The sequence below is a fragment of the Acinetobacter sp. ANC 4805 genome (assembly GCF_022549495.1).
Lineage (GTDB): Bacteria > Pseudomonadota > Gammaproteobacteria > Pseudomonadales > Moraxellaceae > Acinetobacter.
The window spans coordinates 38,911-63,433 of record NZ_JAKZGD010000004.1; the positions used below are offsets into that span (position 1 = coordinate 38,911).

General features: G+C 37.9%; 23 protein-coding genes. 12 read left to right on the forward strand and 11 right to left on the reverse strand.

Annotated elements, in window-relative coordinates; translation table 11 throughout:
• Window positions 1-83: 83 nt before the first annotated feature.
• Together ttcA and MMP60_RS06570 are read left to right on the forward strand one after the other, a co-directional pair.
• Window positions 84-989 (forward strand): tRNA 2-thiocytidine(32) synthetase TtcA, encoded by a 906-nt coding sequence (ttcA, locus tag MMP60_RS06565; protein ID WP_018677096.1) that lies wholly within the window; start codon window positions 84-86, stop codon window positions 987-989.
• A 200-nt stretch (window positions 990-1,189) separates the two neighbouring features.
• Entirely contained in the window at window positions 1,190-1,573 is a 384-nt protein-coding gene (locus tag MMP60_RS06570) for an SCP2 sterol-binding domain-containing protein (protein ID WP_018677097.1), read from the forward strand.
• Between the two features lie 51 nt (window positions 1,574-1,624).
• Here MMP60_RS06570 and MMP60_RS06575 read toward each other — a convergent pair whose 3' ends face one another.
• The 5 genes from MMP60_RS06575 to trxB all read right to left on the reverse strand — a co-directional run bounded on the left by MMP60_RS06575 (window position 1,625) and on the right by trxB (window position 6,932).
• The gene (locus tag MMP60_RS06575) at window positions 1,625-2,734 is read right to left on the reverse strand and encodes a transglycosylase SLT domain-containing protein (RefSeq protein WP_241335533.1); all 1,110 of its coding nucleotides are present in this window, start codon (window positions 2,732-2,734) and stop codon (window positions 1,625-1,627) included.
• 875 nt (window positions 2,735-3,609) lie between these two features.
• The gene (gene greB, locus MMP60_RS06580; protein ID WP_241335534.1) at window positions 3,610-4,083 is read right to left on the reverse strand and encodes a transcription elongation factor GreB; all 474 of its coding nucleotides are present in this window, start codon (window positions 4,081-4,083) and stop codon (window positions 3,610-3,612) included.
• Window positions 4,084-4,312: 229 nt separating this feature from the next.
• Window positions 4,313-5,128, reverse strand: coding sequence for an arginyltransferase (locus MMP60_RS06585; RefSeq protein ID WP_241335535.1), 816 nt, complete (start codon window positions 5,126-5,128; stop codon window positions 4,313-4,315).
• A 28-nt stretch (window positions 5,129-5,156) separates the two neighbouring features.
• On the reverse strand, window positions 5,157-5,888 hold the full coding sequence (gene aat, locus MMP60_RS06590; protein ID WP_241335739.1) for a leucyl/phenylalanyl-tRNA--protein transferase: 732 nt from the start codon (window positions 5,886-5,888) through the stop codon (window positions 5,157-5,159).
• Window positions 5,889-5,981: 93 nt separating this feature from the next.
• A complete protein-coding gene (gene trxB, locus MMP60_RS06595; protein WP_018679648.1) occupies window positions 5,982-6,932 on the reverse strand; it encodes a thioredoxin-disulfide reductase in 951 nt (316 codons plus the stop codon).
• Window positions 6,933-7,213: 281 nt separating this feature from the next.
• Between trxB and MMP60_RS06600 the strand changes: the two genes are divergently transcribed.
• Together MMP60_RS06600 and rhtC are read left to right on the forward strand one after the other, a co-directional pair.
• Window positions 7,214-10,294, forward strand: coding sequence for a DNA translocase FtsK (locus MMP60_RS06600; RefSeq protein ID WP_241335536.1), 3,081 nt, complete (start codon window positions 7,214-7,216; stop codon window positions 10,292-10,294).
• 128 nt (window positions 10,295-10,422) lie between these two features.
• On the forward strand, window positions 10,423-11,040 hold the full coding sequence (rhtC, locus tag MMP60_RS06605) for a threonine export protein RhtC (protein WP_241335537.1): 618 nt from the start codon (window positions 10,423-10,425) through the stop codon (window positions 11,038-11,040).
• Window positions 11,041-11,083: 43 nt separating this feature from the next.
• Here the strand turns inward: rhtC and MMP60_RS06610 are convergent, their stop codons facing one another.
• The 6 genes from MMP60_RS06610 to MMP60_RS06635 form a co-directional block, all read right to left on the reverse strand.
• The gene (locus MMP60_RS06610; protein WP_241335538.1) at window positions 11,084-11,371 is read right to left on the reverse strand and encodes a PA4642 family protein; all 288 of its coding nucleotides are present in this window, start codon (window positions 11,369-11,371) and stop codon (window positions 11,084-11,086) included.
• A gap of 125 nt (window positions 11,372-11,496) precedes the next feature.
• Window positions 11,497-11,769, reverse strand: coding sequence for a cell division topological specificity factor MinE (minE, locus tag MMP60_RS06615; RefSeq protein WP_004663449.1), 273 nt, complete (start codon window positions 11,767-11,769; stop codon window positions 11,497-11,499).
• A gap of 2 nt (window positions 11,770-11,771) precedes the next feature.
• A complete protein-coding gene (gene minD, locus MMP60_RS06620) occupies window positions 11,772-12,584 on the reverse strand; it encodes a septum site-determining protein MinD (RefSeq protein WP_018679653.1) in 813 nt (270 codons plus the stop codon).
• Between the two features lie 65 nt (window positions 12,585-12,649).
• Window positions 12,650-13,384 (reverse strand): septum site-determining protein MinC, encoded by a 735-nt coding sequence (gene minC, locus MMP60_RS06625; protein ID WP_241335539.1) that lies wholly within the window; start codon window positions 13,382-13,384, stop codon window positions 12,650-12,652.
• Between the two features lie 118 nt (window positions 13,385-13,502).
• Complete coding sequence (locus tag MMP60_RS06630) at window positions 13,503-14,561, reverse strand: preprotein translocase subunit SecA (RefSeq protein ID WP_241335540.1); 1,059 nt, start codon at window positions 14,559-14,561, stop codon at window positions 13,503-13,505.
• 24 nt (window positions 14,562-14,585) lie between these two features.
• Window positions 14,586-15,503, reverse strand: coding sequence for an acyltransferase (locus MMP60_RS06635; RefSeq protein WP_241335541.1), 918 nt, complete (start codon window positions 15,501-15,503; stop codon window positions 14,586-14,588).
• Between the two features lie 391 nt (window positions 15,504-15,894).
• On the opposite strand from MMP60_RS06635, the gene MMP60_RS06640 reads away from it, so the two are divergent.
• From MMP60_RS06640 to MMP60_RS06675, 8 genes are all read left to right on the forward strand, one after another.
• On the forward strand, window positions 15,895-16,548 hold the full coding sequence (locus MMP60_RS06640) for an OmpA family protein (protein WP_241335542.1): 654 nt from the start codon (window positions 15,895-15,897) through the stop codon (window positions 16,546-16,548).
• A 182-nt stretch (window positions 16,549-16,730) separates the two neighbouring features.
• Window positions 16,731-18,770, forward strand: a complete 2,040-nt coding sequence (rep, locus tag MMP60_RS06645) for a DNA helicase Rep (protein ID WP_241335543.1) — start codon at window positions 16,731-16,733, stop codon at window positions 18,768-18,770.
• Window positions 18,771-18,793: 23 nt separating this feature from the next.
• Window positions 18,794-19,246 (forward strand): dUTP diphosphatase, encoded by a 453-nt coding sequence (dut, locus tag MMP60_RS06650; RefSeq protein WP_018679659.1) that lies wholly within the window; start codon window positions 18,794-18,796, stop codon window positions 19,244-19,246.
• Between the two features lie 193 nt (window positions 19,247-19,439).
• On the forward strand, window positions 19,440-20,861 hold the full coding sequence (locus MMP60_RS06655; RefSeq protein ID WP_241335544.1) for a phosphomannomutase/phosphoglucomutase: 1,422 nt from the start codon (window positions 19,440-19,442) through the stop codon (window positions 20,859-20,861).
• Between the two features lie 13 nt (window positions 20,862-20,874).
• Window positions 20,875-21,774, forward strand: a complete 900-nt coding sequence (argB, locus tag MMP60_RS06660; protein ID WP_005056478.1) for an acetylglutamate kinase — start codon at window positions 20,875-20,877, stop codon at window positions 21,772-21,774.
• Between the two features lie 118 nt (window positions 21,775-21,892).
• Window positions 21,893-22,669, forward strand: coding sequence for a GNAT family N-acetyltransferase (locus MMP60_RS06665; RefSeq protein ID WP_241335545.1), 777 nt, complete (start codon window positions 21,893-21,895; stop codon window positions 22,667-22,669).
• Between the two features lie 97 nt (window positions 22,670-22,766).
• Window positions 22,767-23,615 carry a class II glutamine amidotransferase gene (locus MMP60_RS06670; protein ID WP_026315817.1) on the forward strand — a complete coding sequence of 283 codons (849 nt, stop codon included), beginning with the start codon at window positions 22,767-22,769 and terminating at the stop codon, window positions 23,613-23,615.
• Between the two features lie 276 nt (window positions 23,616-23,891).
• Window positions 23,892-24,347 carry a bacteriohemerythrin gene (locus MMP60_RS06675; protein WP_026315818.1) on the forward strand — a complete coding sequence of 152 codons (456 nt, stop codon included), beginning with the start codon at window positions 23,892-23,894 and terminating at the stop codon, window positions 24,345-24,347.
• Window positions 24,348-24,523: the final 176 nt, after the last annotated feature.

Sequence of the window (24,523 nt, forward strand, 5' to 3'; positions counted from 1 at the left end):
AAATTGAAAAATTCTTTAGGTGCGCATCTTTTCGGAATGGGATAAAATCTCGCGGTATTTTTGTTTATGAGTAAATCACGTCTATGTACGCGCCAGTGGAGTCCAACCAAGGATTTAATTTTAAGCCTGAGCTTCCGACGAGTTCGGCATATTATCGCCTGTTGAAAAAGCTACGTCGTCAAGTTGGGCATGCAATTCGTGATTACAACATGATCGAAGATGGCGATAAGGTCATGGTATGTGTATCTGGCGGTAAAGACAGTTATACCTTGCTCGATATTTTATTACAGTTCAAGCGTATCGCGCCGATCAACTTTGATGTCGTTGCTGTGAACCTCGATCAAAAACAGCCAGGTTTCCCAGAAGATGTTTTGCCGCGCTATATGGAAGAAAACAATATTCCATATTACATTCTTGAAAAAGACACTTACACCATTACTAAGCGTTTGACTCCAGAAGGCAAGACCTATTGTGCCGTGTGTTCACGTTTACGCCGTGGTTCGCTCTATGGCTTTGCACAAGAAATAGGGGCAACTAAAGTCGCTCTAGGTCACCATCGTGATGACATCATGGCAACCTTCTTCTTAAATTTATTTCATGGCGGTAGCTTAAAAGCAATGCCACCGAAACTTCTTTCCTCAGACAAGAAGAATATTTTGATTCGTCCTTTGGCATATGTCGAAGAAAAAGACATCATCAAATATGCTGAATTACGTCAATTCCCAATTATTCCGTGTAACTTATGTGGTTCACAAGAGAATTTACAGCGTGCCATTATTAATGACATGCTACGTGAATGGGATAGACAACATCCTAAACGCTTACATAGCATTTTTGGTGCATTACAGAACGTATCGCCTTCGCAATTGGCTGACCGTGAATTATTTGATTTCGAAGCTTTGGATAGTCAACGTGAATTTGACTTAAAAGACCCAGAAGAGATGAAAAATCGCCTTGATGTAGTCAATTTAAGTTTCGCTGCTGAGTAAAATATAAGTTTTTTAAAAAAGACACTTAAATAAGTGTCTTTTTTTTTATAAAAAAGCCTAAAAAATTGAATTCTTCGTACAAAAAGTCATAGCCTAAAATAAAAATTACGTGCTATAACAGGGCACAAGCAAATTGCTTCATGTAATGTCATCTGGATAGATGGCACAAGAAATTGAACAAATACATTTGAGGAATAATCATGGCTGCATTTTTAACTGATGATTGGTTTGCAACTGTTGAAAAACTTACTGCTGAAGCGGGTGATTTAAACTTACCACCAGCACTTGCGAATTTAGCGATTAACTTAGTTGTAACCGATGCAGCTGGTAATACCGAATTGGCTTTAGATGCAGGTAAAATCCTAAAAGGTTTATCTGCGAATGCAAAAACAACTTTAAATATGGATGCTGAAACTTTACGTAAAGTATTCTTAGAGTTTGATATGGCTGCTGCAATGCAAGCATTCATGACAGGTAAAATCAAAGTACAAGGCGATATGTCTCAACTTATGGCTTTACAAACAGCTAAGCCAAGCCAAGAACAAAAAGATTTATTCAAGAAAGTACTTGAGCAAACTGCTTAATTCCTTTCTAAAAAAAGCTTACCGATTGGTAAGCTTTTTTATACCTTAAATTTAGATATCAATACGGCTGCTAGTCTTTAAATGCTCTAAGTAGGTTCGGATACGTGTTACATATTGAACAGCTTGCTTATAACGACCATTTTGAGCTTGGTTACGCTGTAAATAATCGTATAAATTTACCCATTGATTTGGGTTCTTACCTTGAGCTTTGATTCGTTTCTGAATCTGGTTCACTGCGCCTGGTCCCATATTGTACGCCACTAAAGCATACCAATTACGGTCTGGGTAAGGTACATTGCTAAATTGGTCTAGCATCAGATCAAAGTATTTGGCGCCGCCTTGAATGCTTTGTATTGGATCTGATCGGTTACTGACACCCATTGCTTGTGCTGTACTATTGGTCAACATCATTAAGCCACGTACACCAGTGGGAGAAACTGAGGTTGGTTTAAGATAAGACTCTTGATAGCCAATTGCTGCGAGTAAATGCCAATCTAGATTATATTTAGATGCACTTCGTTTAAAACTTGCTTTATAAATTGGTAAACGCTGATTTAGATCTTTCTGAATCGTAGACCAGGCTTCAGGTTTCACTACATTCCGATTATAGAATGAAGCGAGCTGTTGCGTTGTACCCAATTGCTTACTTTGACAGACAAAACCACTTGCGGTAAGCGTTAATGGATCATCTGCTTGCTGAAGTACCCAATTAAGTTGTGGATTTAATCCATTTTTACTTAAGCTGGATTGATCACCACAGCTCGCCGAAAAGGAAACAAGGTGTTTGCTTTCAATCGTTGCAAGATTTGCAGTGGTCATCGCTATGTTGGCTTTGCCTTGAGCGATCCATTTCAATGCGGTGGCATTGTCAGGAACTGTTTTAAAATCAAGTCTGACATTTAAGCTTTGGGCATAGTTGCGTGCTAAGTCATAACCAAAGCCATGTAAAAACTGACCGTCTTTAAATACAGTTGTTGGATTTTCAACTGCAACCACTGTTAAAACATTCGTTGTAACAACAGCATTGTATTGATGTGATTTTTCTGCATTCAAGCTATTGAATGGAATGATTGCAATTCCGAGTGCGACAGCTTGAAATGAAAGTTTGGAAGATAAAGAGTTAAGGCTAGGCCTCGACCCAGAACTTGAATTACTGTGCATGTTGTCTCCGCTACAGGTAATTTATGCCCAAAAAGTTCAGCAAAACAATGCTCTAACTTTTAAAAGTTGATAAATTCAATAAGGGTGGGCAAGTCATGACGCCATTCAAAATGACATAGGATTGATGGAAGAAATGATGATTGTGTTACACACCATTCACAAAGTGTACAAAAAACAAACAAAATCAACTTAGGGGCGCATATTAATCGTCAAAAAAGGGATTGTCAAATTTTGATCAGTAAAAAAATGAGAAACACCTCACAAATACTTGATTAAGAAAAGAATAAAATTTATACACTGTTGTGGTGTTGAAATAAGGAATACAATGCAAAAACTTGTAAATTAAATGTTGTATTAACGTAGTTGGATTTATGAGAGAGTGAAAAATTTGACATACTCTTCCAAATATTAAAGTGCCATTTATGAAACTTGAGCCATCTAAAATAAGTGACTAAGCAATGTGCTGGCGAAGATTTCAGAATAATTGAAGATTATGGATTACAGTTTATTCAACCACAAGCGATCTTAAATTTTAAGATATTGCCAATAGAATTACAGAACAAGGTAACTTCATAAATATAAAAGAATTTCAAATTCTATTGAACTACAACGTGATTTAGCTTAAATCATTGTTTAAGTAAATGTTTCTATCATATGAATCATAGCTTATTTTTATAGCAGAGTTGATTAGTACATACGATGTATACATATTCGCTAAGTAGTCTGTAACGTTTTGAGCTTTGCTCGTGGCTAAATTGCATGTTCCTAAGAAAACGATATTGTTTGTCTATGATTCAAATTTTCTATACTGATAACTAAAGGAAAATAATTTTCTTATCCGATATAAATCAGCTTCAATCGAGAGAGTTTAAAGTTTAATGGGTATAGCTGATATTTGTTATGTACCAAACTTTTGTACTATTAGGGGCTTGCACTTGAATTTCATCATCCACAGATTTACCTAAACAAGCTTTAGCTATAGGAGATTGGAGCGAAATATAGTCTTTACATCCATAAATTTCTTCATCTCCGACGATGCGGAACTTAATAATTTGACCATCGTCATTTTCTAATTCAACCCATGCTCCAAAATAAGCCTTTCCATCTTGTTCTGGACTATATTCAACCTTATGAGCAACCTCAAAAAGTTTAGTTAAGTATCTAATTCGACGATCGATTTCTCTTAGTTTTCTCTTGTTGTAGTGGTAGTCAGCATTTTCCGATCTATCACCGAGGCTTGCTGCCCATGATACGATTGCCGTAATTTCTGGACGTTCTTTACGTACTAAATCATTTAACTCATCTTGTAAGCGTTGATAGCCTTCAGCTGTAAGTAACTTGCGATTCAAGATAAATACTCCAAAGCCTTAAATAAGGCATCAAATATTGAAATTTTATGTATGGAGCGCCACGTACTAAATGATTGGCGCGGTGAATTCATTGATTTTACTAATGAATATTCTGAAGAAAAACTCCCTAGTTCAGATAAATTTTGGGTACAAGATGGGCAAGATTTGTTAGCTCTCCTAAATAAGAGGAGAGCCAACAGCGTATGATAAATTATTTGAAAACATTTCCTTATTTAATAATTAAATTATTCCACTCAGAAGGTAGGGTACTCATCAATGAGTTGCCGAGCTGATGGATTTCATTTTCTGAGAGCGGGCGATTAAGTCGACGCCATTGCCCATCAAGCAATAATTCCAGTGGTGTATATTGCGATTTATAATTCATTTTGGCTGAATGCGGCACCCAATAGCCTAGATATAAGTAATCTAGATTGAGCGTGCGTACATATTCAATTTGTTTAAGGATCGCAAATACACCCAATGAACGGCGTTGTTCATTTGGATCGAAAAAGGTATAAACGGCAGAGAGCCCATCATCCATTAAGTCACATGTGGAGACCGCAATCAGTTTCTGATCATCCCAAAGTTCGATAAAGAAACTTTCTGTGCAGCTATGAACTAAAAACTTCTCAAATTGATCCAAACTTGCAGGATACATATCACCATCTGAGTGGCGTTCATTAATGTATCTTTCATATAAATCATAATGTTGTTGAGTGGCTTGCGAGGTTGGCAAGATACTCATTGTTAAATCTTGATTGCGTTTCCATGCCTTTTTTTGGCTGCTATTCATTTTAAATTCTTGAATTGGAACGCGACAAGATAAACATTGACGACATAAATGGCATTCAGGTCGATAAACAAAGTCACCGCTACGACGAAAACCAACACGTGAAAGTTCAGACAATGTCACCACATCAATACGGTGAATCGGGTCTAAAAATACCATCCGAGCTGACTTATTATCAAGATAACTACAGTCGTGTGGCGGCGTAATATAATACTGTAAGTCATTTAAAAGGGACTTGGGTTGGTATGATTTCATGAATCTGTCCCTCCAAGGTGTTAATCCATTAACCGTCTAATTTTGCACAAAGTGCTATTGTTTTACTTGAAAATACACGTTCTTGATAACTTTTCCAATTGATAGAGGGGGCAATAATTACATCTTGTAACGATTTTAGATAGACTTGGCGAGAAAGTGTACAAGCACCCAAGCTTAAAAGATGGTCATTGACCAATTGGCAATCTATCCAAGGTAATTTATTTTCCTGACCAATCAACATCAGTGTGTAAAAAGCCATTTTAGAAACGTCGGTTTCAGTACTAAACATGGACTCACCAAAACAACCTTTTCCAATCGTTACACCATATAAACCACCGACCAATTTTTCTTGGTGCCACACTTCTACACTATAGGCATAGCCTGCTTCGAATAAGGCACAGTACCCTTGAATGATGTCTTCACTAATCCATGTTTCATTGGCATAACTACGTGGGCGTGAGCATGAGCGAATGACATCTTCAAAAGCATGATTAATGGTAATGTGATAATCATACTTTTTCATATTTCGAATCAGCGATTTACTTGGTTTGTACGCATAAGGCTCAATAATACAGCGAGGCTCTGGACTCCACCAACAAATCGGTTCATCTTCGTTGAACCAAGGGAATAGACCGTGTGTGTATGCTTCAAATAAGGTAGAAGGGGAAAGATCTGCACCTATGCAAATAAAGCCATGTCCTTCTGGATCGGCTTCAATAGGATCTGGGAAAATATATTGTGATAAAGGTAGCGCTTGCATAGTTGCTAAAGTGAATAAGAATGATTCTAAATTAACGCAACTAGAGTGCGTTGACAATCTATTCCAAATTGTCAACGCAAGAGAATATGGAGATTAGTTCAAATTATCGAGATATTTTTCAGCATCCAAAGCAGCCATACAGCCTGAACCTGCTGAAGTGATTGCTTGGCGGTAGATACTATCTGCTACATCACCTGCGGCAAATACGCCTTCAATAGAAGCGGCTGTTGCATTGCCTGAAGTGCCACTTTGAACTTGAATATATCCATCACGCAAGTTCAACTGGTTTTCAAACATGCTGGTATTTGGCTTGTGTCCAATCGCAACAAAGAGACCTTGAACCTGAATATCTTGTGTGCTTGCATCTTGTGTGGACTGAATTCGAACAGCAGTTACACCAGTTTTATCACCTAGAACTTCATCTACTTGATGATTCCAAATAATACTGATTTTGCCTTCTTTCTCTTTTGCAAAAAGATGATCTTGTAAGATCTTTTCAGAACGCAAACTATCACGACGGTGTACTAATGTGACATGTGCAGCGATATTTGAAAGATAAAGTGCCTCTTCAACGGCAGTATTACCACCGCCTACAACCATTACATTTTGGTTTTTATAGAAGAAACCATCACAAGTTGCACAAGCACTTACACCTTGACCCATAAATGCTGTTTCAGATTCAAGACCTAAATATTGCGCAGTTGCTCCTGTTGCAATAATAAGAGCATCACAAGTGTACTCTTCCATATCACCTTTTAACACGAATGGACGTGTTTTAAGATCTACTTCATTGATATGGTCATAAACAATTTCTGTACCGAATCGTTCTGCATGAGCTTGCATACGCTCCATTAATACAGGACCAGTTAATCCTTCAGGGTCACCTGGCCAGTTATCAACTTCAGTTGTCGTTGTTAATTGACCACCCAATTGCAGACCCGCTATGAGTGTTGGTTTAAGATTTGCACGCGCTGCATAAACTGCTGCGCTATAACCAGCAGGACCAGAACCCAAAATAATTAACCGTGAATGGCGAGCGCTCATTAAAGAACATCCTTTTTATATTAAAACTGTTAAAATTATACGTTAATCCACATCAAAGTGGGGTGGATAATATTGATAAACCTAATCGAATTGAGCTATATCATGGAGAGCATTTACTGATATTTCATCAATGTTTGCAACAACAATGGATGTTAACAACAACAGTAAACAATCGTGCATCTTTTTTGTAAGAACGAGTGCATAATATAAAACTTATTGATCAAGGTCAGTTAGACCTTAATCGATACCTACAAATAACAAATTGGGTTACAGGACTGTATATGGCTGCGGTGTCAAGTGTTTATGCACAACGCTTTTTAATGACATTATTTTTGATTTCTTTTGGCATTTATCTATTTCTTGCCACAGTAACCTACACACCTTTTGATCCAGGTTGGATGCATATTTCAAGTGATACGCAACAGGTCTCAAATGCAAGTGGTGTTGCAGGTGCTTGGATTGCAGATTTGTTATTTGGTTTTTTAGGTTGGGCAAGCTTATTTATTCCTCTATTCCTGTTTATAGAAGCGATTCAAGTTTGGTGGCCTAGAAGTTTTTTAAATCGTCCATTTCGTTATGCTGCTCAGTTTTTCTTGATTCTGTCTATTTCGAGTTTATTGTATTTGCATTGGAATGTACCTGCGGATACTTTAGAAAATGCGGCAGGTGGTATCATTGGGTATGAATTAGGTCAGAGCTTAGCTCAACTTTTAACGATTTATGGTGCAACATTTTTTTTACTTTCATTTAGTATTTTATTACTGACCCTAGCTTTTGGTATCCAGTGGAACAAAACTTGGGCAACATTAAAAAATACGCCAGCTTATTTACAAGATTTATTCTATAAAAATATACCACAACATGAATCTGCATATGATTTGACTGAGCAATTGGCTGTAGCACAAACGCCTGTTTTAAAGACGAAGTCTTCACTGCCCGCTGATGAGCCAAGCATAGTAGAAACAGGAGAGATGAACCAAAAGGTAGAACCGAGCGTTCAGCCTAAGTCTACGGCAGTAGAGAATGCTCATCATCAACTATTAGCAGAAAAGTTGTTTGCAGATGTCGTTGCTAAGGAACAGCAAAATGCTCAACAGCAAGACGTATTGTCAGCAGAAGGCTTTGAACAAACTTTAAAACATGCCCATCAACTAGAGGCCGAGAGTCAGCGTTTAGTTCAAACAGGGGAGGTATGGCGTGCGCTACAACATGATGATGCGAGCCATAAACAAGAAATTGATGCGCTTTTAAGAGCAGCTGATGATGCAGAAAGTGTTCCATTTCAATATTCACAATCAGATAGTGCATCTTTAACTCAGCGTTCGAGTCAAAGTCATGTTGATTGGAATGATGACCAAATCTTTGATGAGTTATTGGCTGCTGTGCCAAATAGTAAAACTGCAACTGATGTGCATAAACCATTTACTCAAGAGCTATCATCAAACCCTCATACAGAAGTAGATGAAATTGAGTTTGAAATAGATACCGAAGTAGCAGTTATTGATTCTACTCCACCATCAAATGTCATTCATTCACATACCACTACTGTTAAGGAGATGGGGCACGATGATAAACATGCTTTTGCAAGTGATGACTTTGATGATTTCGATGATCTTTTAATTGATGATAAAGATGGAAAAACTGAGCTTCAAACGACAAGCTATGCTCAGCCTCAGACTTTTGTAAAAGCACCAATTGAAGTTGAAGCGCCTAAAGAAACATTATCAAAAGAAGCATTTATTGAGGCATGGCAAGAAACTGCGGGTAAAGTTGAAGAAAATTTTGATATTGAAGATGATTTTGACTTAGATGCACCCTTAACAGATTCATTTGGTCGCCCAATGTCGCGAGCAATGCAAGTGGCACAAAAACGTCGTGACTTGCCAACCTTACCTGGTTTAGAGTTATTGGATAAGGTCGATCCGAATAAAAAGGTGAATTTTACTGCTGAGCAATTAGCACGACTGTCAGAACTTTTAGAAATTAAACTACAAGAATTTAATGTTAAAGCCCAAGTTGTAGAAGCTCAACCTGGGCCAGTGGTGACTCGTTTCGAACTTGATCTTGCGCCAGGTGTGAAAGCATCTAAAGTCACCAATATTTCGCGTGATTTGGCACGTTCAATGTCGATGGCATCTGTTCGTGTGGTCGAGGTTATTGCAGGAAAACCGTATATCGGTATTGAAGTCCCGAATAGTAGTCGTGAAATGGTACGCTTGATTGAGCTGTTAAAAACGCCTGCATTTGAAGATCCTGCGGGCTTGCTCTCAATGGCAATGGGTAAAGACATTTCTGGTAATCCTGTGATTACAGATCTCGGCAAAGCACCGCATATGTTGGTTGCGGGAACGACTGGTTCAGGTAAGTCCGTTGCAGTCAACTCGATGATTTTGTCGATGTTATTAAAATACACGCCTGATCAATTACGTTTAATTCTAATTGACCCAAAACAGCTTGAATTAGCCAACTATAATGATATTCCACATTTATTAACACCCGTTGTCACTGACATGAAAGATGCGGTAAGTGCATTAAACTGGTGTGTTAATGAAATGGAACGCCGCTATAAATTAATGTCTTTCCTTAAAATTCGTAAGCTAGCAGACTATAACCGTAAAGTGGAAGAAGCAATTGCCAATGGTGATGATCTGATTGATCCGACATGGAAAGCCAGCGATTCGGTTGTGGGGGAACGAGCACCGCGTTTGGCACCATTACCATCGATTGTGATCGTTGCCGATGAATTCGCCGACATGATTATGCAGGTCGGTAAAAAAGCGGAAGAAATGATTACACGCTTAGCACAAAAATCACGTGCAGCAGGTATTCACTTATTACTAGCAACGCAACGTCCATCTGTAGATGTGATTACAGGCTTGATTAAAGCGAATATCCCAACACGTGTCGCTTTACGTGTAAACAGTAAGATTGATTCACGAACGATCCTCGATGCAGGTGGAGCAGAAGACTTATTGGGGCATGGTGACATGTTATTCTTAGGGCCAGGTAAAATTGAGCCTGAGCGTGTGCATGGTGCTTTTATTAGCGATGATGAAGTGAACCGTATTTGTGATGCATGGCGTGAACGTGGTGAACCAGATTATGTCGATGAAATCTTAACGCCATTTGATGAAGAACCAACTTCACGTGGTTTTGAAGATGGTGATGGTGACCCAAGTCGTGATGCACTTTATGATCAATGTGTTTCTTTTGTTTTAGAAACACGTAAGGCTTCAACTTCATCGTTACAACGCAAATTTAGTCTTGGCTATAACCGTGCGGCGCGTATCATTGATCAGATGGAAGAGAATGGAATCGTGAGCTCGATGGGAGCAAACGGTAAGCGCGATATTTTAGTTTAATCAAAATAATTTAGTAAGAGAGCCTCTATTCAGAGGCTTTTTTACATTATTTTTTGTGTATTTTATATGGTAATAATCACGTTTTTTATTTAAGCTTGACCTTTAAAATCTCAGTTTTGAGGTCAATCGTGTTCATTGCATTAGGTACACTCATTTTTATTCATTTTTGTGCATTGATTACGCCGGGTCCAGATTTCTTTTTGGTTTCACAAACTGCAATCAGTCGCTCCCGTAAAGAAGCTGTATTGGTTGTTTTGGGTATTTGCCTAGGTGCAATGCTATGGTCTTTATTAGCATTAATGGGACTGAATATTATTTTTGAGAAAATGGCATGGTTGAAACGAGGTCTGTTGATTGTAGGTGGTTTGTATTTGTGCTGGCTCGGGTTTCAAATGCTTAGATCTGCTTTCTCTAAAAATAATCAAACGATTACTCCAATGATTTTGCCACAATCACCTTATTTATTCTTTATGAAAGGCTTGTTGACAAACCTATCAAATCCTAAAGCGGTCATTTATTTTGGTAGTGTATTTTCATTGTTCCTAGCGAACCCTTTATTTGATCAACACCACTCATTACTTTTCTTTATTATTGCGATCGAGACCTTACTATGGTTTTTAGTGGTGGCTTTTGTATTTTCATTACCTACATTTAGAACAGCGTATCAAAACTTTGCGAAATGGATTGATGGGATTTCTGGTGGAATTTTTACTCTATTAGGGATGTATCTGATTGGAAGTCGATAGCAATAATAGACCTAAAAAAGCCTGCTTGATGCAGGCTTTTCTATTAAGCAAATTTTGCTAAAACTTCTAAGAAACCACCTTTCTGACGTGGAAATTGAGCGATCACGTCATGAATACGCTGTCCTTCAGGATTAGTTGCATTCAGGTCACGACCATCAGCTAAAAATTGAGTAATCAAGCGCTCATAGTCGAAAGGGCGCATATGTTTGAACGCATGATAGAGCACATGAAAGTCAGCATTTACATCTGCGGGTGGAAGTTGGTTGAGGTAGGCAAAAACACGCTCATCTGACCATTCTTCATTGAAAGTTGCTGGCTGTGATAATGCCATGACAATCTCCTCAGTCTTAAAATAATAAAGGCAAAATACGAGACCGAATAAATAACAAAGCATCGCTTTGTCCAGTCGCAAGGTATTTTGCCTTTATTTGCGAAAAATCGCTAATGAAAAAACTTCTATCGATCTTCAGGTAAATTGATATTCATTTCTAACATTTCGATATTTGCTTCTGAACGAACTTGCATTTGAATATGCTGTTCATCTACGCCACGAACGTAACGACTGACCACTTGCATGATTTCTTTTTTCATTTGGTCAATTTTGTCTTGGCTTAAGCGGCGGCCTAAACCTTGTTCAGATGCAACAATAACTTTTAAGCGATCTTTGGCTGTTTGCGCACTTGATGGTTTTTCATCACTGCTAAAAAGTTTACTCCAAAATCCTGCCATAATTACGCTCCAAATAGTCTAGCTAACCAACCTTTTGGCTGTACTGCAATGTGTCGATAAGGACGATCTTCGCCGAGGAAACGAGCGACTAAATCATCATAGGCTTGCCCAGCTTTAGTTTCATCATAAAGAATTACAGGTTTACCTTCGTTAGATGCTTGTAGTACGCTTGGACACTCAGGAATAACTCCTAAAGTCGGCACACGTAAAATATCTTTAGAAATATCATCAATCGTTAACATTTCTTGTTTGTCAGCACGTTCAGGGTTGAAACGTGTGATACAGAGATGTTTACGGATACGGCCTTCGTTGTGTTCAACTTTTTTGGTTTTACTATCAAGCATACCAATAATACGATCTGAGTCACGCACTGATGAAATCTCAGGGTTTGTCACAATGATTGCTTCATCAGCATGGTACATTGCCAAGATTGCACCACGCTCAATACCCGCAGGTGAATCACAGATAATATAGTCAAATTCTTGAGCAAGCTCATCAATCACACGAGCAACGCCTTCATCACTCAAAGCATCTTTATCACGTGTTTGTGATGCAGGGAGGATGTACAAGTTCTCAATTTCTTTATCACGAATCAATGCTTGTTGTAAGCGAGCTTCATTATTGATGACATTCACAAAGTCATAAACTACACGGCGTTCGCAGCCCATGATCAAATCAAGATTACGTAAACCTACATCGAAATCAATCACAACAGTTTTATGACCACGTAGGGCTAAACCTGTTGCAAAAGATGCACTTGTTGTAGTTTTACCTACACCACCTTTGCCTGACGTTACGACAACAATTTTGGCCACCGAATCCACTCCTATTTATGGTCATACGCCCCTAAAAGGGCTTTTTTGGTGTTTAATAAGTTAAATTAAAACTGTAAGGCTTCAAATTCAAGCTCTTGCTTGTTATTTAAATAAATATGCACGGGTTTTTTGATCATATCCTTTGGAATATCATCTGCGACACAATACGTCCCAGCAATAGAGATCAATTCAGCTTCTAATGAATGACAAAAGACTCGAGCTGAAGTATGGCCGCCTGCACCTGCAATGACTCTACCACGAGCGTTGCCATAAATGTGAATATTTCCAGACGCAATGACTTCAGAACCACTGTTCATACCCGCATTGAGGATAATATCGCCCTGATCTTGTACCAAACATTGCCCAGTACGCAAAATCTCATCATGATAAGAGGTAATATGCGTGGTTGATGTTTGTTTTTGCGGTGTTTGTATTTCTGGACTTTCTGGCGTTTTTTCAGCAGTCGTCTTTTCAGGGCTATGATCAACGATTTGTTCTTTCGATGCTTTGATACGTTGCAAAGGTTGGTCTGCAGGTAGGACAGGGAATTGAATGGCGCGAGCCTCATCACCCAAGATACCATCAATCACCGCCATTGGTTGTAAACCAAGATCGATGAGTAGTTGAATTAATGCAATCAGCTCTTGTTCAACAGTACTATCAATAATGACTAGAGTTCCAAGATAAGAACCTTCATTGAGTGTGCTTGAAAGTTGCTGGCGGATTGCATTATGGTCATTTGTGTCGAACGTAAGTCGACTAAAATTTACCATTCTGCCCGTAATCCGTATATCAGCCATAATTTATCCTTAAGGGCTTTTTGAAGCACTCTATTGTGTTAAAGCATGTTGTAAATAAAAGCAGATGCTAGAACAAATTACAGGAATTCTCTAGCTAGATTGGTAAATTTTCTTGTAATCATTCTGCTTTTTTATCCAATTGATCATATTCATGCAAGGTTTGCTGCCATTGTTTGATTTTTACTTGTTTTCGTATGGCTGCGAGGCTCTCAAATACAACTGATTCAACCAATTCTTCTAAGTAGTGATTATCAATATTTAGCTCACTGACTTTTTCTGCAATCAATTGATAATTCTCATTTGGGTTGTGTGCAGAGCCTGCTGTAAAAGGTTCAATTAAACCAATACTAATATTTTCACCTAAACGTTGCCCAATACTTTGAATCTGTTGTTCAATTCTTCCACCAACAAGAGGAATTAAACGTAATAACTGGGTCAGTTCAGGCGTATCTTCAATCGCTTGATTGACAATAATGCCTACTTTTTTCGTAATCATTGGTTGTTGTTCTTGCAATGTTTTTGCTAAGGATTCTTGTAGTAAAGAAGATAGCGCCACAGTAAACAATTGACGATGATGATCAACGAGATCATGAATAATTTTTTTATGACTCGAACTGGTTTCAAGTTCTTGTCGAACGCCATCTATGACCGAAATGACAACGCGATCAGAGAGTTCTTCCATGATGACACTATAGTAAAACGCTGCTTTAATACGAATGTTATCAGGTACAACTTTATACCCAAGTTCATGTAGGCGATATGCAATAATACCTGCGCGAAATAAACGAAGAAAACGTAAATGGGGAATAATCGCTAAGATTTCGTACCAATGAATAAATGGGAAAAACCACCAACGCGCATGGTGTTTATTCACAATCGCAATAGCCCATCGTACGGCAAGCTCAGTGATTAAAAAAATAATAAACCATGCTTCTGTCGTAATCACCCAAGGGTGTAAGTAACTACGATAAAACTCAAGCACATTGGGTAAATGAATTGTATTAAAAAACCATTCGCCAATATTACTCATTAAAAAAAAGTTCATGCCTAAGCAGAACAAATTAAAAACAATAATAAACACCATGAAAATGTCATAAACAAGAAACAGTTTAAAAAACTTACTGTTTGGATTTACAAGGCTATATTTAGAGTTTTGTTTTGAGTCCTGCTGAGTCATGTGGTGAGTCAATTCCTAATGAGACTATTGATAATATTTAGATTTCATTTGTGAAATCAATTGGTCTTTTTCTGTCCAGATTTGATCGACCCATTGCTGAAAACGTTCGCGGTAAATTGGGTCATCTTCATAATTGCCATGAAGTAACCAATCTGGAATATCAATCTTACGCAAATCTACAGCAATACGTGAGACATCACCTAACCAAAAATCACCATAATCTGGCGCACCGTCTGGATAAACAATGGTCATATCGACTAAGGCATCGATTTTATCGCCTAAAATATTTAAAGCCAATGCTAAACCACCTGCTTTGGGTTTGAGTAGATTCTGATAAGGTGATTGCTGCTCAGCATGTTTTTCCGTAGTAAAACGTGTTCCTTCGAGATAATTAAGTAAGGTAAAAGGCTGACTTAATAATTGTTCACAGGCTTTACGTGCTTCTAGCATATCACGGTGTTTTAGCTCAGGATTTTTTGCCACTTGCGCTTTACTATGGCGTTTCATCATCGGGAAACCCAAAATCTTAAATGCTTGCCCAACAAAAGGAATGAAGATGAGTTCCCATTTGGTAAAGAAGCGAGTGAGTGGCATGCGAGTCAATCCAAAATATTGATTAACTGTGGTATCCACCCAACTTTGATGATTACAAATCATCATATAACGACCTTCTAAATTGAGGTCAAGTGCTTTATCAATACTTATATCCCATTGTAGATTGGGGAGAACTTTTTCAATCAACTGGTTGTTAATACCAATCCAACTATTGGCCAATTGAATATTGGTTTCATCTATTTTTTTTGATTTTTTGAATAGCTTGGTGATACCTAATGTTAGAAGAGGAGGCCCATGAAAAAAAGTGCTTCCAGTAATCACTGAGCCAACCGTAAGTCCTTTACCAACCTTTTGCAGTAAGGATGCTTTTTTATTTGTGGTAGACATAAATCAAACCTTGAGTGCAGATTTTTGAAGAAAAGAGGTCTTTCAACTATAAACAACAGATATTTAAATACAACTGTATATTTAGTAATGTTCACATTTTTTATATATTTTCAGCACTTTTAGATACAAACTCTAAATCAGCCGAATTTTTCAAATCAAAGATAGCATACGTTTACGTAATTTTCGTGAATGTGATTTTTATCTCATCTTGTTTGTATTCTGTGAAATATAAACATTGGAGGAAATGTGTGGATATATTCAAGAAAAGTGCATCAAAATATTACAAAAATACAAATAAACTGTTTATTATTAACAAAATATCAATGGTCTAGCTTGATTTTCTCATTCATTATTTGTTTAGACAACAAAATACATAGACAGGAGCTACGCAATGCGTGCATTAGTAATTTCAACACTAGTCGGGGCTGGCTTGGTACTTTCAGGTTGCCAAACTACAGGTAATAATATTGGCGGCGTTGAATATGATAAAGCTGCTTTAGGTGCTTTAATTGGTGCTGCTGCGGGTTATGGTGTATCTAAAGGTAATGCTAACTCATCATCTCAAAACAACCGTGCTGCTGCTATCGGTGCGATTTTAGGTGGTGCAGGTGGTTTATATCTCGATAACAAAGAGAAAAAATTACGTGAGCAAATGGCGGGTACAGGTGTTGATGTAGGTCGTAATCCAGATGGTTCTGTTCAATTAATCATGCCGGGTAGCATTACATTTGATACCAATAAATCAAATATTAAACCTAACTTCTATGGCACTTTAAACAAAGTTGCACAAGTTTTGGCTGAAGATAATAAGAGCGCGATTTTGGTAACAGGTTATACAGATAATACAGGGAATGATTCTATCAACCTCCCATTATCTCAAGCACGTGCACAGTCAGTGAAAAACTATTTGTCTAGCCAAGGTGTTTCAGGTGGTCGTATTGATGCACAAGGTCTTGGTTCTGCAAACCCTATTGCAAGCAATAGCACCGCTGCTGGACGTGAGCAAAACCGCCGTGTAGAAATTAGCATTTATGCGAAACAGTAATTTTTACTGAATTCTAAAACCACCTTCGGGTGGTTTTTTTATCACTTTAAAAATCTCGCGACAACCTATGGCGCGTTATTGAGATAAGGCATCATAATTTATACATATCCCAAGATTTACTATTGGGATTCTAAAACAGAGATGTCTATAATCATGCTCGAAAACGAGAGAGGTATTCCGAGATGTCATCTGCCAGTCAACTCAATGACAAGCAACTTGAAGCCATGAAATATGTTCAAGGGCCATTGTTGGTGCTTGCAGGTGCAGGTTCAGGTAAAACCTCCGTAATTACTCGAAAAGTTGCTTTCCTCGTACAGCAATGTGGTATTCCTGCACATCGTATTACTGCAATGACCTTTACCAATAAAGCTGCACGTGAGATGAAAGAACGTGTAGGTAAATTATTGTCTCGTGAAGAAGCTAAAGGACTCTCAGTTTCGACTTTCCATACTTTTGGTCTGAATTTATTACGTTTAGAATTAAAAAACCTACCACTTAAAGCCAACTTCTCGATTTTAGATGCGGATGACTGCAAACGAATTCTGATGGACTTAATGCAACGTGACAATTTGTCAGGTGCAGAGAGTAAAGAACTCATCGCAAAAGCAATGAAGAAAATTTCAGATTGGAAAAATGATCTAGTCTTACCTGAGCAAGCCCATTCAACTTGTGAAACTGTTGATGATGTACAGTTAGCGCATTTGTATCAACTTTATGAACGTAACCTACGTGCCTATAATGCAGTCGATTTTGATGATTTGATTGTAATGCCTGCTCGCTTACTTCAAGAAAATGCTGAAGTCAGAGATAAATGGCAAAACCGTGTTCGTTACTTATTGGTGGATGAGTATCAGGATACCAACACGGCACAATATACTCTGGTAAAACTTCTTGTTGGCGTGATGGGGCAGTTCACCGCAGTAGGTGATGATGACCAATCTATTTATGCATGGCGTGGTGCAAAACCTGAAAATATGGCTTTGCTCAAAGAAGATTTTCATAATTTAAAAGTCATCAAACTTGAGCAAAACTACCGTTCAACCAGTCGTATCCTAAAAGCAGCAAATGCTGTGATTGAAAACAATCCGCATATTTTCGATAAGAAATTGTGGAGTGACAAAGGGCATGGCGAAAATATTCGTGTGATCACATGCCTAAATGATGATGATGAGGCAGAGCGCGTTGTCAAAGACCTTATCACGCATAAGTTGATGAATGGTAAAAACTGGAAAGACTATGCCATTTTATATCGTGGTAATTTCCAAGCGCGGGTATTAGAAACCCAACTGCGTCAAATGCAGATTCCATATAAATTATCAGGTGGGCAATCTTTCTTTGCACGAGCAGAGATTAAAGATGTGATGAGCTATTTACGCCTCATCATTAATCCTGAAGATGACAGTGCATTTTTGCGTATTATTAATACGCCAAAACGTGCGATTGGACCTGTTACCTTAGAAAAACTGGGTTTATTTGCCCAAGAAAATACGTTGTCCTTATTAACAGCATCGTCTGATCAACGTTTAGCAATGGTATTGCCAAAGAAAGCGGCAACGCAATTGCATGAGTTTGCTGACTTTATTGCAACCTTTACGCGTGAACTTTTAGATGATGATGAGCCAATGCCAAAGGTTCGTCAAATGATCAATGAGGCGGGCTATATTGATTATATCCGTGAGCAAGCGGCGACTCCTGCACAAGAAAAAACCAAACTTGACAGTATTGAAAGCTTATATAGCAGTATTCAAAATCTATTGAATCGTACAGATGATGTTGATGAAAAAAATATTGAAAGTGTGATTCGTAAACTGGTATTGCTCGATATGCTAGAGCAACAGCAGGAAGAAGAAGATACCGATAAAGTCAATTTATTAACATTACATGCGGCAAAAGGCTTGGAATTCCCTTATGTGTATATGATTGGCTTAGAAGAAGAGCTATTGCCACATAAGAACTCAATTGCTTCTGAAACCATCGAAGAAGAACGTCGTTTGATGTACGTTGGTATTACTCGTGCTCGCCAAGGTTTAACCTTGACGCTTGCCGAACAACGTAAGAATGGTGGTCAAATGCGTCAAATGACACCAAGCCGTTTCTTGGATGAATTGCCACAAGATGATTTGGAATGGCATGGCCGCAAAAAGAAACTTGCGCCAAATGTTGATCCCAAAGAGCAAGCTCAGCAATATCTCGCAAACTTAAAAGCATTATTGAAACGTTAAGAAATAGTCAGTAGGAAGTTGTAATGAAAGTCCAAGTTAAAGTATTAGATGCGCGTTTAGGTCAAGAGTGGGCACTGCCTTCGTATGCGACTACAGGTTCAGCAGGTTTAGATCTACGTGCATGTCTAGATGAAGCCATTGAAATTGCAGCAGGTGAAACGGTTTTAGTGAAAACTGGCTTAGCAATTTATATCGAAGATCCAAACTTTGCTGGTTTAATTTTACCGCGTTCAGGTTTAGGTCATAAGCACGGTATCGTATTAGGAAATTTGGTGGGTTTAATTGATTCTGACTATCAAGGTGAGTTGATGATTTCGGTTTGGAATCGTGGGCAGAATACCTTCCGCTTAGAACCAGGTGAGCGTTTGGCTCAATATGTTTTAGTGCCTGTGGTACAAGCTGAGTTTGAACAAGTGAGTGAATTTGTCGCAACTGAACGTGGTGCAGGTGGTTTTGGACATACGGGTCAGCACTAAGTTTTAGTAATTATCACTTTAAATGCAATGCTTTACTGAAAAGCGTTGCATTTGTCATATTGATTGTTCCCTAAATTTGTATTAAAAAGCAGCTGACAAATTATTTTAATTTTTCTGAATAAGGGTTAATTAATTTCTTAATAGTTTCTGTTTTTTTTGAATCAGCTAATGATTATAAAAATAGGGGTTTACTGTGAATATAAAACATACATTTCCTCTGAGTGTTTTTCGCGCTTATGATATCCGTGGAAAACTGAGCAACTTAACGCCTCATGTGATTCATTCAATTGCCTATGCTCTAGCACTACAATATAAAAATGCAGGACAAGATCACGTTGTAATTGGTTATGATGCTCGTTTAACTAGCCCTGCTTATGCCCACATCATTCAAAAGATCTTTGAGCAACAAGGTTTAGTTGTGATCAATATTGGGTGTTGCTCATCCCCCATGATGTATTACATTGCTCGTGATTTTGGGGGAAATGGAATTATGGTGACTGCAAGCCATAACCCTAAATCAGATAATGGTATTAAATGGATTTTAAATGGTGAACCCCCAACGCCAGACGTGATTCAACAGGTTGGACAACTTGCACAAATTTCTTTGCCAAATGTTCAGCAAATGATTGATTCTGATCATGTGCTACATCAAATTGTGCCTTTGTATTGTTTGCAGTATCAGCAATCCTTATTAGATGATATTCAATTATCACGCCCTTTAAAAATTGTATTGGATGGTTTGCATGGATCAGCAGGTCGATGTGCAAAACTGGTTTTAGAAAAGTTAGGTTGTCAGGTCATTGCTTTACGTTGTGAAGCCAATGGGAATTTTCCTGATCATGCCCCAGATCCCTCACATGCTGAGCATTTAACAGATTTACAAGCAGCCATTATTTTAGAAAAAGCTGATCTAGGCATTGCTTTAGATGGTGATGGTGATCGGTTGGTGTTAGTCGATGAGCATGCACATATTATTAGTCCAGACCGTTTATTGTCTTTATTTGCACAAATCTGTTTACAACAGCATCCACGCAAAGAAATTGTATTTGATGTGAAATGTTCTCAAATGGTGGCTGATACCGTACAACGTTTGAATGGACAAGCTAAAATGATTCGTACAGGAAGTAGTTTCTTGCGAACGTATTTATCTCAGTCCAAAGGCAATGCGGTATTTGGTGGTGAATATGCAGGTCACTATGTCTTTAATGATGGTCGCGGTTTCGGTTATGACGATGGGCTATACGCAGCATTGCGTGTGATGGAATATTTCACGCATTCAGATACGGCAAGCTTGTCTTCATTATTGGCGATATATCCTGAGCGTTACTGTACCGAAGACACATATATCAGTACCCACGATGCTAATCCAAACCAAGTTTTAAATGATATTGAAATTCTAAGTCACCGTTTAGGCGCTCGTTTAAGTAAAATAGATGGGGTAAGGCTTGATTTTGACGATGGTTTTGGCATTATTCGAGCATCTAATACAGGTGAGTATTTCACAGTTCGTTTTGATGCAGATAATCCAAATCGATTACGTGAAATTCGCCAAGAATTTGTTTCTATGATGCAAGGTCAATATCCGCAAATTGCACAAGAACTCGCACAAGCTTAATAAGGAGAGACGCATGCCACACGAGCATATCGGCATTGATAAAGCAAAAATTTTGATTGAAGCTTTGCCGTATATTCAACGTTTTGCAGGTAAAACGTTGGTTGTAAAATATGGTGGCAATGCAATGACTGATCCAGAGCTAGAAAGCTCGTTTGCTCGCGATATCGTATTATTAAAAACAGTGGGTTTAAATCCAATCGTCGTACATGGTGGTGGCCCACAAGTTGATTCATTGCTTAAACGTTTAGGGCAAGAGTCTGATCGTATTGATGGGATGCGGGTCACCGATCAAGCCACGATGGAAGTGGTTGAAATGGTGCTCGGTGGTAGTGTTAATAAATCGATTGTCAATCTGATTAACCAACATGGCGGTCGTGCGATTGGTTTAACCGGTAAAGATGGTAATTTACTTCGCGCACGTAAATTGCTCATGGAGAAACAAGAAGCTGATGGCTCCATTTCTCAAATTGATTTGGGCATGGTCGGTGAAGTGACAGGCGTTAAAACCGATGTATTGGAAATGTTTACCCAAGGTGATTTTATTCCTGTAATTGCACCATTAGGTGTGGATGAAGAAGGTAACACTTATAATATCAATGCTGATCTTGTCGCTGGAAAAGTTGCAGAAGCATTGGGTGCTGAAAAACTGATTCTATTGACCAATATTACGGGTGTATTAGACGAAAACAAAAATTTACTGACTGGATTAAGTACCCAAGAGGTGGATCGTTTAATTGAAACGGGTGTGATCTATGGCGGTATGATTCCTAAAGTGGGGTGTGCATTAGATGCAGTCAAAGGCGGTGTGATTAGTGCGCATATTGTTGATGGTCGTGTACCACATGCAACTTTATTAGAAATCTTTACCGATCATGGCGTTGGTACATTGATTACCAATCGGGCGAAGCACTAAAGATTAAGAAAAAAGACCTCATGCAGGTCTTTTTTTTCGTCATGATCTGTTCATCTTTTATTCATTGAAGTGTCATTGAAGCGATTTAAGGTAACTCTAGACATAAGGAGCTTTCATTATGCTAGAAAAATTAAATCATTATCGCCAGACATTAACTTCACCTTTACGTCAAAAGCCGTCACAAAACCAATTCCGTTTTGGGTGGGTGGATAATCTAAAAGAACTACAAGAAGTACAACGTTTTAGAGCAAATCAATTCTCTCATCAATTTGGGATCTCTTTTGAAGATGGGTTAGATCAAGATCTCTATGATTTTGGTTGTGAACATGCGGTGTTACGTGAAAAATGGACGGGTGAAATTGTTGCCTATACACGTCTTAAATTGTTTCAAGGTCATGAAATTGGGCAAAGTTATAGTGCTAAAGAGTTTGATGTTGTTCCAAACTTTTCACATTTGCCAAGTATCTTGGAAATAGGGCGGACTTGTGTACATCCGCAATTCCGTTCTGGAAAAGCATTATCAATGCTGTGGTTGAATTTAGTGCCAAAGGTACTGTGGTCTATGCGTGCGAAGTATGTGATGGGATGTGTGAGTATTCATCTTGAAGATAACTTGGCGCGAGCTTATTACACCCATCGTCAAATTCAACAATTGGCTGATCATCAGATTATTGATATCCGTTCAAACCGTGCATTTGAACCAGAGCGTCCTGAATATAGTTTTCCGCAAGATGAACGTATGCCAAAGCTTTTCGATACCTATCTTGGCATGCAATCCAAGCTTTCAAAACAAGCATTTTATGATGAAGATTTTAAATGTTTAGACTATTTTGTGTTCTTAGAAATTAACAAGATCGCAACTTCTTTTGTGATGAATAAAATGGTGCAACGTTAGTTATATCATTGTTAATCTAATACTGAGCACATATTGAGATTTACAAGATGTCTGTACCTCATGCACAATAGGTACAGATGTTAGATAGTTAGAAGATATGTGCCAGCTATTAGGAATGAATTGCGCGACTCCGACGGATATTACCTTTTCCTTTCGTGGATTTTCCCAACGAGCAGGGGTCACGTCTGATCATTGTGATGGTTTTGGTATTGCATTTTTTGAAGACAAAGCATGTCGTTTGTTTGTTGACAATCAATCGGCAGTTGAATCTCCGATTGCTGACTTGGTGCGTAATTATCCAATCAAATCGCGTAATGTGATTGCACATATCCGAAAAGCAACTCAGGGTAAAATTACCCTAGAAAACTCACATCCTTTTTTACGTGAGTTGTGGGGCAGACATTGGATTTTTGCACATAATGGTGATTTACACGATTTCAATCCTCGTTTGAGTGGACGTTTTGAACCCGTTGGTAATACCGATAGTGAACGTGCTTTTTGCTATTTGTTAGATCAGATGGTTGAAGCATTTGGATATACAGAGCCATGTATAGAAAAAGTTTTTTCTCTTTTAGAGCGGATTTCGCCTGAAATTGCAGAGCATGGTACGTTTAATTTTTGCTTGTCTAATGGGCAAGCATTATTCAGCTATGCAACGACCAAACTACATTGGTTAGTACGAGAATATCCATTTCAACCTGCACATTTAATTGATTTAGATGTCAAAGTTGATTTTAGTGAAGTGACCACACCACAAGATCGGGTTGCAGTAATCACAACTGAACCTTTAACACATAATGAGTCATGGACTGCCTATCAAGCTGGTGAAATGATTTTATTTCAGCATGGTCAACCCATTAAGCATGCGCTCACTCGAGTTGAACGTCTCATTCGAGAAGCAGAAAATCCAAACCTAAAACGCGTGACTAGAGCGGATCAATATTAATCAGTATAATAAAAATTAATAGATGCTATATCATTTATTTATAGTATCTATTTTTAATTGTTTATATTCTAATGAAATTATAATTATTTTTCCAGAATTGGTTAAAAAATACTTGAGTGTTTTAATTGGTTAAAATATTTAATTAAATATAAAACAACGGGTTAATTTATTTTATTGAAAATATTTGAAATCTGACAAAAATGCTGTGTTTTTATTTAATTGTTTAGCCGATATTATGTCCTTATTCAATAAATCACATTGGTTTTAGGGATAGAGATAGGTATGAAATGGTCTGCCGAATATAATACAGGAATAGAAGTTATCGATGATCAACATCGACGTATTCTGGATTATATTAATGAAATCGCTGATTTAAAATATTCCCATGATCGTGTCAAAATGAAGAGTGTATTAGACAATATTATTGATTATACACAGTCGCATTTTACCTTTGAAGAAAGCTTGCAAGAAGAAGCAAATTATAAATATCGTGTGCCACATAAACGTGTGCATGATTTATTTATCAAAAAGATAGAGACTTATCGTGAACGTTTTGAATTAGGGCATGAAATTGATAAAGAATTGCATGAAGCACTTTCAAAATGGTTAATCAATCATATTCGACATGATGATGCTGATTATGTAGGTGCTGTTAGAGAAAATATGGTTGGCATTATTAAAGAAAATGAAAAGAAAAAAGGCAAGAATTGGTTTTCACGGTTCTTTGCTTGACAATAAAATAATAACAATAAGACCTCTTATGGTAGAAAAATAATAAGGTGAAGATGAGTAAAAAATAAGAGGTCAGATTTATATAATAATAACTAGGCGCGGCAAGTCATCTTTATGGTGATTTGCCTTTTTCTTTGGGCATCTTTTGTTTTGATTTTCAGACGTGACAAAGGCAA

Bases quoted from the DNA above. Each gene is read 5' to 3' on its own strand.
- ttcA (WP_018677096.1), top strand. From the start codon at position 84: ATGTACGCGCCAGTGGAGTCCAACCAAGGATTTAATTTTAAGCCTGAG.
- MMP60_RS06570 (WP_018677097.1), top strand. From the start codon at position 1,190: ATGGCTGCATTTTTAACTGATGATTGGTTTGCAACTGTTGAAAAACTT.
- MMP60_RS06575 (WP_241335533.1), bottom strand. From the start codon at position 2,734: ATGCACAGTAATTCAAGTTCTGGGTCGAGGCCTAGCCTTAACTCTTTA.
- MMP60_RS06585 (WP_241335535.1), bottom strand. From the start codon at position 5,128: ATGAAATCATACCAACCCAAGTCCCTTTTAAATGACTTACAGTATTAT.
- aat (WP_241335739.1), bottom strand. From the start codon at position 5,888: ATGCAAGCGCTACCTTTATCACAATATATTTTCCCAGATCCTATTGAA.
- trxB (WP_018679648.1), bottom strand. From the start codon at position 6,932: ATGAGCGCTCGCCATTCACGGTTAATTATTTTGGGTTCTGGTCCTGCT.
- MMP60_RS06600 (WP_241335536.1), top strand. From the start codon at position 7,214: ATGGCTGCGGTGTCAAGTGTTTATGCACAACGCTTTTTAATGACATTA.
- MMP60_RS06610 (WP_241335538.1), bottom strand. From the start codon at position 11,371: ATGGCATTATCACAGCCAGCAACTTTCAATGAAGAATGGTCAGATGAG.
- minE (WP_004663449.1), bottom strand. From the start codon at position 11,769: ATGGCAGGATTTTGGAGTAAACTTTTTAGCAGTGATGAAAAACCATCA.
- minC (WP_241335539.1), bottom strand. From the start codon at position 13,384: ATGGCTGATATACGGATTACGGGCAGAATGGTAAATTTTAGTCGACTT.
- MMP60_RS06630 (WP_241335540.1), bottom strand. From the start codon at position 14,561: ATGACTCAGCAGGACTCAAAACAAAACTCTAAATATAGCCTTGTAAAT.
- MMP60_RS06635 (WP_241335541.1), bottom strand. From the start codon at position 15,503: ATGTCTACCACAAATAAAAAAGCATCCTTACTGCAAAAGGTTGGTAAA.
- MMP60_RS06640 (WP_241335542.1), top strand. From the start codon at position 15,895: ATGCGTGCATTAGTAATTTCAACACTAGTCGGGGCTGGCTTGGTACTT.
- rep (WP_241335543.1), top strand. From the start codon at position 16,731: ATGTCATCTGCCAGTCAACTCAATGACAAGCAACTTGAAGCCATGAAA.
- dut (WP_018679659.1), top strand. From the start codon at position 18,794: ATGAAAGTCCAAGTTAAAGTATTAGATGCGCGTTTAGGTCAAGAGTGG.
- argB (WP_005056478.1), top strand. From the start codon at position 20,875: ATGCCACACGAGCATATCGGCATTGATAAAGCAAAAATTTTGATTGAA.
- MMP60_RS06665 (WP_241335545.1), top strand. From the start codon at position 21,893: ATGCTAGAAAAATTAAATCATTATCGCCAGACATTAACTTCACCTTTA.
- MMP60_RS06670 (WP_026315817.1), top strand. From the start codon at position 22,767: ATGTGCCAGCTATTAGGAATGAATTGCGCGACTCCGACGGATATTACC.